This window comes from Streptomyces barkulensis, assembly GCF_002843305.1.
GTDB lineage: Bacteria > Actinomycetota > Actinomycetes > Streptomycetales > Streptomycetaceae > Streptomyces > Streptomyces barkulensis.
This window is the reverse complement of record NZ_PGSG01000104.1, coordinates 198,602-209,964: the sequence shown is the minus strand read 5'-3', so window position 1 is coordinate 209,964 and position 11,363 is coordinate 198,602. Positions and strand designations below refer to the sequence as shown.

Sequence of the window (11,363 nt, the reverse complement as noted above, 5' to 3'; positions counted from 1 at the left end):
TCTTGGACACCTGGAAACTGGGACGTGAGAGCCCAGAGGAAGCAGTGCCAGGTGGGAAGCAAGTACACGAAGCGGTACTCGGACGAGTACAAGCGGGACGCGATCGAGCTCGTGCGGTCGTCGGGCCGGACGGTGACCGAGGTCGCCCGGGAGCTCGGGGTCAGCTCGGAGTCCCTGCGGGGCTGGGTGAAGAAGGCCCGCGCCGCTCAGGACACCGGATCCGGTCCCGTGGCCGGGCGGGCCGGGCAGAGTGCCGACGACCGGGACGAGGAGCTGAAGCGGCTGCGGAAGCTGACCGCTGAGCAGGCGAAGACGATCGAGATCCTGAAAAAAGCGACGGCCTTCTTCGCGAAGGAGAGCGACCGGTGAGCGCGATATGCCGGTTCATCCACGCGGAGAAGGCGAACTACCCGGTCACGCTGCTGTGCAAGGTGATGAAGACCGCGCGGTCCACGTACTACGCGTGGGTGGCCGGGTAGGGCTTGGCTGTGAGGCCGCCGAGCCAGGGGCCCCGGAGGTGTTCGGCGCGCAGTTCGGTGCGGGTGATGGCCTGGGCGGCGAGGAGAGCGAGGGCGCCCTCGCTGGGGGCGGCCGGTACCGGGTGCTGCGGGGTCGCGTAGTCGTCGGGGAAACCCGCCTCGCGCAGGGATTGCCGGGTGCGGTCACCGAAGTGGCCCCAGCGGCGGTTGGTGCGCGGCTCCAGGCCGCCGACCGAACTGCCGTACTCCCGGAAGACGACCTGCACCTTGTTCGGGTCGGAGAAGGCGGTGCAGGCGGGCGCCTCCGGCGCGGCGAGCGCCTCGAGGACGTCCGGGTGAGTGCCGACCCAGCCGGTCTGCGCCTCGCTCTCCACCACCACCGACCACCGCTCGTCCAGCGCGGCCGCCGCGACCAGCACGGGCGGCCCGTCGAACGGCGTGCGCCGGGCGAACGCCGCGAGCCCGTCCGGAAGCGGCGCGGCCTCGTCGACTCCCATGGCGTCGAGGCAGAACGCGGGCGTCCGGGGCGCGAAGGTGACGGCCCAGCCCTCGCCCCACAGGCGGGTCAGATCCAGCGGTTGTGCGTGCATCGCGTCGGCTCCCTGGTGGCTTTCGGAAACGGGGGCCGCCGCCCGGCGGCGGCCCCCGCCGTTATACGGTCCGGCGGTCTGGCATCTAGTCGATGATCTCGACCCAGAACCGGTCGTTGGTGCCGTCCGGGTACGGCAGGGACGCGTCCCAGGCCAGAATACGGGCGGCGTTGTAGTAGGCGATCAGCTTGCCGCCCGCGGAGGCGTTGTCCGTCTTCGGCACCGCCTGCACCGAGAAGTCCCAGTCCGGGCTCGCCGCGCCCTCCAGCGTCGAGGCGAACGGGTACTCGTCGCACTGCTGCGTGGAGGTGTCCGGCGCCGGGTTGAGACCGAGGCCCGCATACGTCGAGGCCTGCGGGCCGGTGCCGTAGCAGGCGCCGTCCTTATGGTCACGGTTGGCCTGGTAGTCCGTCGCGTTGAGCGTGGAGTGGATGCGGTGCAGGCCGTAGTGCACCGGCTGCCCGTTGACCGCCTGGCCGGGGATGCTCTTGTCGCGCTGCGCCTCCTCCTCGGCCGGCAGGCGCGGGTAGGTGTACTCGGGGTGCGTCTGCGCGCCGAGGATGTGCTGCGCGACGGCGGCCTCGGTGCCCGAGAGGCTGTACTTCAGGACGGGGGTCGCGCCGGGGAAGACGCAGCCGTGCGAGCGGTCGGCCCCGAACGGGCCCACGATGTAGGCCGCCGAGTCGCAGCGGACCACCTGCACCGGGGAGGTGCCGGGCGCATCGGTGCTGAACTCGTCGCTCTCGGTGAAGAACTCCACCCGCCAAAAGCTCGGCATGAGCTTGTCGCGGCCGTAGCCAGCCGCCGCCGAATTACTGATGTCCCAGTAGGCCCAGCTGGGGTTGTTGTTCCAGTTGTCCCAGGTCAGAGTCGCCGGGCTGCGGGAGGCCCCGCAGTCGAGCTGATCCGGGGCGCAGGTGCCGAACAGCGACAGCGGCACGCCGGGCGCGGTCCAGATGTTGTCCCACCAGCCCCAGTCGTACGACACGGAGCCCTGCTTGATCTGCGAGAACAGCCGCATGGTGCGCTGGTCCTCGAAGCCCTGGGCGACGACCTCCAGGGTGGCCTTGGTCGTGCCCAGGTGGTCCACCGGGTTGCCCGCGGCGTCCTTCTCCCAGTAGTCGGCGGTGATCGGTACCTGCTGGCAGAAGGTGAACCGGTCGTACACGCGCCCGGCCTCGGAGGCGGCGCCGGCGGTCATGCAGGAGTCGTAGAGCGCCTGCGACGGCGTCTCGCCGATCGTCGCGGCGGTCGCCTGGGCGGTGAAGCCGCTCTCCGCCGAGGTCGCGGTGCGGGCGGTGCGCTGCTGACCGAGGTAGGAGTCGACGCGACTGTTCATCGGCGTCTTGCGCCGTTCGGCGTCCTGCTCGATGAACTCGATCGCCTCGGCGAAGGTCAGGTCGGCGCGTCCGGCGGCCGGCTGGCGCTCGGGGCGGCGCTCGGTCTGGAACGGGACGTCCGCCTTCGGCAGCGGCCGGCCGGCCCGCTCGGCGGCCTTGCCCCGCTCGCGCAGCTTTTCTAACTGCTCGGTGGATATGCCGACTTCGAGCTTGATGGGCTTCAGTGAGCCGGCGAGGAGCGGGGCGGATCCGCTGGTCCGTTCCGGCTCGGGCCCGTCCGCGACGGCGTACTGCGGGCCGAGCAGCGCGAGACCGAGCGCGAGGGCCGCCGCGCGGCGTGATACTCGGAAGATTCTGTGACGATGCACTGTGCCTCTCCGGGGCGACTAGGAGCCTCCGCACCGCACGTGCGCGCGGAGTTGATCACAGAACCTAGAGATCGTTTGAGGCGGAGACGGGTACAGGGTGGTCACATGCCGTGCAGTACTTGTGCATCTCCTGTGGCAGCGGTCCGGTCCGCGGCGAGCGGGACCGACCTCGGGCTACGCCCTTGGTGCCGGTCCGAATGGGGCCGCGGTCCCAATGAAGATCGACAAACTTCGAATCCGCAGGTCACCGGGGCTGGTGTGAGTCGGCGTTCTTGCACTCGTACTGGTCGTGGGCGGTTGCCTGCTCCCGAGATCGTCTGTCAGGGGGCGACTTCGGTGCGGGTCAGTACGAGCAGCGCCCGCAGCAGCGTGGTCGCATAGCGGGGCGACAGCCGCAGCTTGGCGAGGATGCGCCGGTTCTTCAGGTGCGCGAAGGCGTGTTCGCAGACTGCGCGGACGGACGCGATCAGCTTGTTGACCTGCTTCTTCGCCGACGTGAGGGGCTTGGTGCGGGCGGCCTTGTAACCGGTGATGACCACCGGGTTGTCCGGGTCGTCGTCCAGGCCGGTGAAGCCGAGGTCGCCGACGGCGCCCAACTCGTGGGCGCGCAGGCGCTCGACGAGCTTGTTGTAGCGGGCGGTGGTGATCTCCGAGGAGCGTCCCGGGCGGGCCGCGGACAGCCACAGGAGCTGGCCCCGGTCGTCGGTGAGCGCGAGGAACAGCAGGCCGTGGGCCTTGTGTTTCCCGCTGTAGTTGCGGCGGTTGTCCGCTCCGGTGCGGCACCGGGTGCGGATCAGGGTGCCGTCGACCAGGACGACGTGTCCAAGATCAAGGGGAAGCTTCACGCCGTCCTGCTCCCCGTCGTTGTACACGGCGTTCATGTGCTCGTTGACACGGGTGATCAGGTATGTCGAGAGAACGCTGTAGAAGTCGGAGACGAATTCACCGGAGCGACGGGGCCGCATGCCGTCCGGGTCGTTGGGGTCGACCTGTACGCCGTTGTTCATGCGCAGCATGGCCGAAAGCTCTTCAGGCAGAGGTGTTCCCAGCCGCGCACTCGTGTGCGCCAGAGCATCCGGTGTCGCACCTTCCTGGAGCTGTGCGTAGGAGCGTGGTGCGTTCCGGCGGAGCCACTCGGTGATCCGACTCCATGCCGAAATTTCATGTTTCACGAATTAACCTCGCCGTGTGTGACGGTCCGTCGGTTTCTCGGGTGGGCCGTTCTGCTGTTGCGAGCGGGTGGTGGGAATGGTGGTGGCCCGGCTGTCGCGTCGGGTGGGTGCCCGGTTCCACTTCTCCGGTGGGGTGATGCTGTCCGCAGGGGGCCGAGAGTGCTGGTCAGCCGGAGTTCGGCAGGGTTTGGGGCCGGTCGGCCGCTGCGGTGACCACGTCGGTCCGGGGCCAGTGCGCCGCGAGGCGGAGGGAGCGGCGACGGCCGGTGGTGACGAGTTGTGCGGCGGCTGAGAAGAGGAGGCGGAAGCGAAGCTTCTCGGGCTCTCAGCGGCGGGTCTTACCGGTCAGGGTGAGCACCGGCGTCCTCCCCCGGACTTCGTCCGGGGGTACCCCCAGCCGGCAGGCCGAGGGCGAGCTGGACGATCTCCAGCCGGATCCGGTTCTGAGCGAGGCGTGGGGGGAGAAGGTTCTCGTCGCGGCATGGCGGGCGTCGATCAGCGCCGGCCTGCCTTGCGTTGCAGGGACTCCCGGCGCGAACGCAGCTTCTTCTGCCGCTTCTGGCTCTCCTTGCGACGCTTCGCGCGCTCGCGGGCCGCCGGGCTCCTGAGCTTCGTGTGGTCCGGCAACCGCAGCAGCCCCCACACCACTCCGACGAGCAGGGCGAGCACGAAGATCCCGAGGACGGCCGCCAACACGGGCGGCAGGTCCCCGACCTGTTCGATCCTGTACCGGATGTTCAACCTGGCTCCCCCGCCCTACTCCCCCGCCCTACTCCGCCGCACGCGGCACCGCACCCTAACAGCGGGCCTCTCACCGGTGGAAGCGGCGCCTGCCTGCGAGACGACTCCGCGGTCGCCGCTCTCCGCCCGGACAGGCGGATCACGCGAGCACCTGCCGCCCCCTTCCGTCCTCCCGCCCGGACGGGGAAGTGCCCGTCGGTGGTTCCGGGTGGCGGCCGGAGTCCGGGGGCGCGGCGATAAAGGCGTGCGGGCGTTCGGGCCGGTGGGGTACGTTCCTGCTTGTTCGAAGGGGGGCCCGAGGTGGCGAAGCTGAACCAGATCATCGCGGTCGAGAAGGGTGTCAAGAGCAAGGCGCTCCAGGACATCACCGCGGCGCACCACAAGGTGCAGAAGCCGGCGCTGCTGGCGGGCATCTCGCGCACGTACCAGCCCAAGGACGAGGAGGGCGAGCAGTTGCCGCCCGAGTCCACGCGGGTGCAGGTGCAGGCCGAGGACGTGCTGCGGGAGATGTCCGCGTCGCTGACCCGGCTGTTCGACGTGACCGCCACCAAGGACTGGGCGAACTGCGCGGCCCGCGCCGACGTCACCGTCGACGGGCGGACGATCGTCGCCGACGCCCCCGTCAGCTATCTGCTGTTCCTGGAGAAGCAGCTCACCGACCTGCACACCTTCGTCAGGAAGCTCCCCACGCTCGACGCCGCCGAGTCCTGGTCGCAGGACCCGTCCACGGACTGGTGGAAGACGGACCCGGTCCGCACGATCCGCACCAAGAAGGTCCCCCGCAACCACGTCAAGGCGGAGGCGACGGACAAGCACCCGGCGCAGGTCGAGGTGTACTACGAGGACGTGCCCATCGGGTACTGGACGACCGTGAAGTTCTCCGGAGCGCTTCCGGCGCGGCGGGTCAACGAGCTGGTGGAGCGGGTCGAGAAGCTCCAGCAGGCCGTGAAGTTCGCCCGCGAGGAGGCCAACGGCGCGGAGGTCACCGACCAGCGGGTCGGCGACGCGGTGTTCGGCTACCTGTTCGGCTGACGCCGGCCGCGGGTAGCATCCATGATCGCCCCCGTGTGCGAGCGCGGGGGTGCGCGACCAGGCGCGGGCCGGAATGAGGACCGGTTCGCGTGAGGAGCGCAAGCTGACACTGAAGTTCAGCCTGAAGAGCGGTGACAGTGAAGGTTCGAGTCCTTCCCCCGGCACAGCAGTACTACCGACGGGCCGGGGTAGCCCAACATGGCAGAGGCAGCCGCGGTCAATCTCAGACTCTCGCTCCAGTCTCAGCATCGCCGCCGATCGCCGGATCGACCGGGGACGGACGAACGCCGTCGGGTGCGAGTTCGACTCTCGCCTGCACCTCTTCCAGGGTGCGGTAGTTCAAAGGCAGAACACGACGGCATGATGACTGATCCGTCCTCTTAAACGCCGCCGGCGTGCGCAATTGGGTGGCATCCCCAGGGGCCCGGGAGCTGGATACGACTCCCGGGCCCCGCCACGTCGCCCCGCCGGAGGTGCCGCTCCCGCCGGACGTGCCGCCGCAGGGGCTCCGATCTGGTTCAGGCCGCCGTCGACGTACAGGTTCGAGCCGGTGATGAAGCTGCTCTGCCCGGAGGCGAGGAAGGCCACGGCGTCGGCGATCTCCTCCGGGTGCCCGAGCCGGCCCGGCGGCCGCCGCGAATGCGCGCGTGTCCGGTGCGCGGACCGACGCCTTCCCGGTGCGGGCGAGACGTCGCCGCCCCGGCAGGGGCACCGGACACCGCGGTGCCTCAAGCATTGGGCGGGGAGGCGGGCAGCGGTGCCGGGGCCGCGCAGTCGGCGGTGCGATCGGGGAGCAGGGCGGTCAGGGCGGTCAGGGCGCGATCGCTCCCGGCGGCCGCGACGAGACTGAGCCCGACAGGACCGGCCGGGCCCCGCACCCCGGGCAGGGTCAGCACCGGCAGGCCCGCCACGCTCGCGGCGCAGACCAGCTGCACGGTCGCGGTACGCAGTGCCATGCCGGTGACGGCCGGGCCGGGCGGAGGAGCCGCCGTCGGGACCGCCGGCTGCACGAGCGCGGTCCCGGGCGGGATCAGCTCGGCGAGGGCTCTCCGCGCCCGGCCCACGGTGTTCCGGGCCCACGCGAGGTACTCGGCCGGCATGCCCTCGCCCGCGGCGACGGCGTCCGCGACGAGGGGCGAGACGGCCTCGCGGTGCGCCCGCAGCCAGTCGCCGTGCAGTCGCCACATCTCCACGGCCTGGAGGACGCCCAGCGCCTCCGCCCACTCCTCGAGCTGCGCGGCGCAGGTGTCATCCTCCGGTCGCAGCGGAACGGCCAGCGCCTTTGCCCATGGGTGGGCCGCGTCCTGCAGCGGCCCACGCAGTGCCGGGTCCACCAGGTCGAACAGGTCCGTGGCCAGGAGCAGCCTCTCGACCGGTCGGGCGGATCGCCGTGGAAGGAGCACGTCGGACACCCGGCCGAGCAGTCCCGGTGTCCGGGTCATCCAGCTCACGGTGTCGAACGAGGGTGCGAGAGGGACCTGGCCGGCGTTCGGGACCAGACCGTGTGTCGGCCGCAGGCTGTACAGCCCGCAGTAGGAGGTCGGCACCCGCACCGAGCCCGCCGTGTCCGTGCCCAGACCGATGTCGGCCAGTCCCAGGGCGACGGCGCCGGCCGGGCCGCTCGACGAACCTCCGGGGACCCGGCCGGGCGCCGCGGGATTCGGCGGCGTCCCGTAGTGCGCGTTGATCCCGGACAGGCCGTAGGCCAGCTCGTCGGTCCGTGCGATGCCGGCGACGTCCGCCCCAGCCCGCAGCAGGGCCCGGACGGCGGCGGCGTGGGCGGGCTCGACCGGCGCCTCGCGCAGCCACGCCGGATTCCCCGCCCCGATCGCATGGCCGGCGACGGCGAAGACGTCCTTCACCGCGACCCGGGAGCCGGACAGCACACCCCTCTCGGGCGCCGCGACCAGCGGATCACCGGCGACACGCCAGACCGGCGAGCCGGCCTCCTGCGGAGCCGGGGCGTCGCCGCGGGGGCCGCTCGCCGTTTCACCGCCGTGGCGGGGCGGGACCAGGGACGGTGCGTCGGCAGCGGCGGAACTCGGCTGCTGGGCGGGCATGAGCGACCTCGGGCGTGATCGGAAGGCGGGTGCGGGCGAACCCCGCTCGCACCGGGGGAACCGGCCGGAGCGGGCCGGACGACGGGCCGGCGAGGGGACGGCGAGGGGACGGAGGCTATTCGGGCCAGGGGGAGTCCTTGATGACCTCGACGAAGTCGCCGCGGACGAATCCGGGCACGTAGTGGGCGAGCACATCGGCCTTGACGTTGCCGAACGTCGTCTCGGGACGGTCCTTGATGCCCTCGGTGAACGCGGCCAGGATCCGGTTCTTGAAGTCCGGGCGGGGGTGGGCCTCCACCACGGCCGCACGCTCCTCCTCGGAGACCGCGCGGTAGCCGACGCCCAGCACGTCCAGTTCCACCCCCCGGGTGACCAGGGCGATCTCGGGGGCCATGTGCAGCGGGATCTCCGGCGTGGTGTGCAGGGCGATCGCCGTCCAGACCCGGTCGGCCTCCTCACCGGTGACGCCGTGGGCGTGCAGGAACCGCCGCGCCTCGTCGGCGCCGTCGATCTCGAAGCGCTGGTCGGTGCGGCGGAACCGCTCGGTCAGCCCCAGGTCGTGGAACATCGCCCCCACGTACAGCAGCTCCGGGTCGAACCGCAGCCCCTGTTCGCGCCCGCGCAGTGATCCCCAGAGGAACACGCGCCGGGAGTGGTCGAACAGCAGCGGTGAGGCCGCCTCACGGACCAGTTCGGTCGCCTCCCGCGCCATGGCGCTGTCCGGGACGCGCACGCCCGCGATCGTCTCGCCCATGATCCCTCTCCACTCCTCGTCCCGGCGGTCCGGCCTCCTCCCCAGGGTCGCAGGGCGCCCACCGTGGCGCCACGGCCCGCTGAGCCGAGCGGGTCCGTCCCGACCGTGCCCGGCAGCTCCTCCTCGACAAACGCAGCGCCACCGCATGCTCTCCGGCACGCGCCCCCGCGTCCGCCCGGACGCCGCACGGTTTCCGGCCATGGCCGAAGGGCGCCCTTCCGCGCCCGCCTCCCCGCTGTCCAGACTGCTGGGCGGATCGTGGGGGAGAGGGGGCCGGGGATGGCTGCTGGTCGTGGAGGTCGTAAAGGTCGTGGGAGCCGTGGAGGGCGCAGAGGGCCCGGACGCGGCTCGGCGGCTCGGCGCAGGCGCGAGGCCAGGCAGAGGGCGGTGGTCGTCGCCGGAGTGGCGGTGCTGCTCCTGCTCGTCGTCTCCTGGTCGGCCGTCTGGCCGTACCTCCTGGGGGCCGCGATCGCCGCGGGTCTCGGCGGCCTGGTGTGGTGGCTGTGGCGCACCGACCGGATCCTCCGGGGCGGGGACCGGCAGTGGCGGCAGGCGGACGCGGTGGCGGCCGGCCGCCGCACGCTGGCCGAGGTGGACGCGATGTCCGGCACCGAGTTCGAGGAGCTGGTGGCCGAACTGTGCCGCCGCGACGGCTGCACCGGGGTCCGGCGCGTGGGCGGATCCCACGACAACGGCGCGGACGTGGTCGGACGGCTGCCGGACGGCCGCACGATGGTCGTCCAGTGCAAGCGGTACGCGCCGCACCGCACCATCGCCAGCCGCGAGATGCGCGACCTGATGGGAGCGAAGGTGCACTTCGGGGCCGACGTGGCCGTCTTCGTGACGACCTCGCGCTTCAGCGCCCCGTCCCGGGCGCTGGCGGTGGAGCACGGCATCCTGGCCGTGCACCGCGACCACCTGGGCCTGTGGAACAACGGCGCCTCCCTGCCCGCCCTGGCCGACGTCAACGGCGCCGGCCAGGGCGACCGGGAACACCGCGCGCGCTGGAGGAACACCTACGGCACGTAGCGCGTGCGAGGGGCCCGGTGGGGGCTTACGGGAGCACGGTCCACTTCTGGTTGTTCCGGCCGTTGCAGGTCCACAGGATGACCGGGGTCCCGTTGGCGGTTCCCGCCTGTTCGGCGTCCAGGCACAGCCCGGCGTGGACGTTGCGGATCGACCCGTCGGCCCGCATGGTCCACTTCTGGTTGTCCTGGCCGTTGCAGGGCCAGACGATGACCGGCGTGCCGTTGGAGGTGCCCTGCTCGGAGGCGTCCAGGCACTTGTCGCCGTAGACGCGGATCTCACCTCCGGCCCAGGTGGTCCACAGCTGGTTGGCGGCGGTGTGGCAGTCCCAGATCAGCGTCGCCGTCCCGGCCGCGGTGGAAGCTTCTTCCACGTCGAGACAGCGGCCGGATCCGGTACCGCGCAGGCGTGCGGTGGTGGAGTCCAGCGGGCTGCCGCCGGTCATCCTGAACACGGCGACGCCGTGCGCGGGGACGCCGGCCGAGATCCGGCCGGATGTGCTCGACGTGGTGCCGGTCCACAGGTCGGTGAGGGTGAACGGCCCTCCGGACAGGCCGACTTGCGCGGCCGTGGTGGTGATGGTCGTGGTGCTGCCGCCGCGGTTGAGCAGGCCGACCGCGACGGAGCCGTCGGACAGGGGCTTGGCGAACACCTCGGTGGCGCCGTCGTCGCGGACTCGGCGTCCGCCCGCGCCCAGCGGGTCCTGGTTCACCGCGAGCAGGCGCGGGTTGCGCAGGATGGCGCTCACGTCGGCGGACATGGTGCGGATGTCGTTGCCGGCCATGAGCGGGGCACCCATGAGTGCCCACAGGGCGAAGTGGGAGCGGGACTCGGTCAGGGACAGGCCGGGGCGGCCGACGACCAGCATGTCGGGGTCGTTCCAGTGCCCCGGGCCCGACTGCGCGGCGAGCGGGGCGGTGACGTCGAGGACGTTGCCGACGCCCATCGGGTAGCTGTTGGTGTTGCCGTTCTGCCAGATGTCGAGCAGGTCCTCGGTCGTCCGCCACAGGTCGGCGACCTCGCCCCAGTCGTACTTGTCGCCGGTGGGGGCGTGGAAGCTGTTGGGGTTGATGCTGTAGACGATCGGGCGGCCGGTGGCGCGCAGGGCGTCACGCATGATGGTGAACCGCGCGATCTGCTCGCTGAGGGTGCCGCTGCCGGAGCACCAGTCGTACTTGAGGTAGTCCACGCCCCATGAGGCGAACGTGGCGGCGTCCTGGGCCTCGTGGCCCCTGCTGCCCGTGGAGCCGGGGTAGGTGCCCACGCCCTGGGCGCACGTCTTCTCGTTGGGGGCCTGGTAGATGCCGAACTTCAGGCCCTTGCCGTGGATGTAGTCCCCGAGCGCCTTCATCCCGCTGGGGAACTTGGCCGGGTTGGCCCGCAGGTTGCCGGCGCTGTCACGCTGCGGGTCGAACCAGCAGTCGTCGACCACCACGTACTCGTAGCCGGCGTCGCGCATGCCCGAGGACACCATCGCGTCGGCGGCCTCGCGGACCTGTGTCTCGGTGATCCCGCATCCGAAGCTGTTCCAGCTGTTCCAGCCCAGTGGCGGAGTGAGCGCCGGGCTGCCCGGTGCGACCTCGGCGGCCGTGCCGGCGGAGGCGGCGGAGACGGCGGAGGCGGTGACGCAGGCGGTGACCGTCAGTGCGGTGGCCGCGAGGAGGCGTGGTAATCGACTGCGTAAGGGAACCATGGGGGATTCCTTCCTGGGAGGCGAAGTGGAAACCACTCGTCGGCGGGGCCGACGGGCATGGTCGCGGGCCCGTGATCAGGTGCGGGCCGGCGCCGCGGAGCGAGGAGG

Annotated in this window: 10 protein-coding genes and 2 pseudogenes; 3 read left to right on the top strand and 9 right to left on the bottom strand. The window is 71.5% G+C overall.

Annotated features, from left to right (window positions below; translation table 11 throughout):
• Positions 1–369: transposase (locus CUT83_RS30390; RefSeq protein WP_206606928.1), on the top strand; the 369-nt coding region annotated here is incomplete at its 5' end.
• 88 nt (positions 370–457) lie between these two features.
• On the opposite strand, the gene CUT83_RS22265 is transcribed toward CUT83_RS30390, so the two are convergent.
• The 5 genes and pseudogenes from CUT83_RS22265 to CUT83_RS22250 form a co-directional block, all read right to left on the bottom strand.
• Complete coding sequence (locus CUT83_RS22265; RefSeq protein ID WP_101257582.1) at positions 458–1,069, bottom strand: hypothetical protein; 612 nt, start codon at positions 1,067–1,069, stop codon at positions 458–460.
• A gap of 85 nt (positions 1,070–1,154) precedes the next feature.
• Entirely contained in the window at positions 1,155–2,777 is a 1,623-nt protein-coding gene (locus CUT83_RS22260) for a NucA/NucB deoxyribonuclease domain-containing protein (RefSeq protein ID WP_101257581.1), read from the bottom strand.
• A 320-nt stretch (positions 2,778–3,097) separates the two neighbouring features.
• Positions 3,098–3,793 carry a transposase family protein gene (locus CUT83_RS22255; protein WP_101257580.1) on the bottom strand — a complete coding sequence of 232 codons (696 nt, stop codon included), beginning with the start codon at positions 3,791–3,793 and terminating at the stop codon, positions 3,098–3,100.
• 322 nt (positions 3,794–4,115) lie between these two features.
• Positions 4,116–4,398: pseudogene (locus CUT83_RS31125) on the bottom strand (hypothetical protein); the annotation flags it as partial.
• Between the two features lie 46 nt (positions 4,399–4,444).
• Positions 4,445–4,690, bottom strand: coding sequence for a hypothetical protein (locus tag CUT83_RS22250; RefSeq protein WP_101257579.1), 246 nt, complete (start codon positions 4,688–4,690; stop codon positions 4,445–4,447).
• 300 nt (positions 4,691–4,990) lie between these two features.
• Between CUT83_RS22250 and CUT83_RS22245 the strand changes: the two genes are divergently transcribed.
• Positions 4,991–5,722: a DUF7873 family protein gene (locus tag CUT83_RS22245; protein ID WP_101257618.1), complete on the top strand. Its 732-nt coding sequence runs from the start codon at positions 4,991–4,993 to the stop codon at positions 5,720–5,722.
• Positions 5,723–6,232: 510 nt separating this feature from the next.
• On the opposite strand, the pseudogene CUT83_RS31425 reads toward CUT83_RS22245, so the two are convergent.
• The 3 genes and pseudogenes from CUT83_RS31425 to CUT83_RS22230 form a co-directional block, all read right to left on the bottom strand.
• Positions 6,233–6,418 (bottom strand): annotated as a pseudogene (locus tag CUT83_RS31425) (SDR family oxidoreductase); the annotation flags it as partial.
• A 32-nt stretch (positions 6,419–6,450) separates the two neighbouring features.
• Positions 6,451–7,782, bottom strand: a complete 1,332-nt coding sequence (locus CUT83_RS22235; protein ID WP_101257578.1) for an amidase family protein — start codon at positions 7,780–7,782, stop codon at positions 6,451–6,453.
• Positions 7,783–7,897: 115 nt separating this feature from the next.
• Positions 7,898–8,536, bottom strand: a complete 639-nt coding sequence (locus CUT83_RS22230) for an HD domain-containing protein (protein WP_101257577.1) — start codon at positions 8,534–8,536, stop codon at positions 7,898–7,900.
• Between the two features lie 387 nt (positions 8,537–8,923).
• Here CUT83_RS22230 and CUT83_RS22225 point away from each other — a divergent pair, with 387 nt between their 5' ends.
• Positions 8,924–9,565 carry a restriction endonuclease gene (locus CUT83_RS22225; RefSeq protein ID WP_240958257.1) on the top strand — a complete coding sequence of 214 codons (642 nt, stop codon included), beginning with the start codon at positions 8,924–8,926 and terminating at the stop codon, positions 9,563–9,565.
• 25 nt (positions 9,566–9,590) lie between these two features.
• On the opposite strand, the gene CUT83_RS22220 is transcribed toward CUT83_RS22225, so the two are convergent.
• Positions 9,591–11,255 (bottom strand): glycoside hydrolase family 27 protein, encoded by a 1,665-nt coding sequence (locus tag CUT83_RS22220; protein ID WP_101257575.1) that lies wholly within the window; start codon positions 11,253–11,255, stop codon positions 9,591–9,593.
• Positions 11,256–11,363 lie beyond the last annotated feature (108 nt).

Coding starts and splice junctions, on each gene's coding strand:
- CUT83_RS22265 (WP_101257582.1), bottom strand. CDS start 1,069: ATGCACGCACAACCGCTGGATCTGACCCGCCTGTGGGGCGAGGGCTGG.
- CUT83_RS22255 (WP_101257580.1), bottom strand. CDS start 3,793: ATGCTGCGCATGAACAACGGCGTACAGGTCGACCCCAACGACCCGGAC.
- CUT83_RS22235 (WP_101257578.1), bottom strand. CDS start 7,782: ATGCCCGCCCAGCAGCCGAGTTCCGCCGCTGCCGACGCACCGTCCCTG.
- CUT83_RS22230 (WP_101257577.1), bottom strand. CDS start 8,536: ATGGGCGAGACGATCGCGGGCGTGCGCGTCCCGGACAGCGCCATGGCG.
- CUT83_RS22220 (WP_101257575.1), bottom strand. CDS start 11,255: ATGGTTCCCTTACGCAGTCGATTACCACGCCTCCTCGCGGCCACCGCA.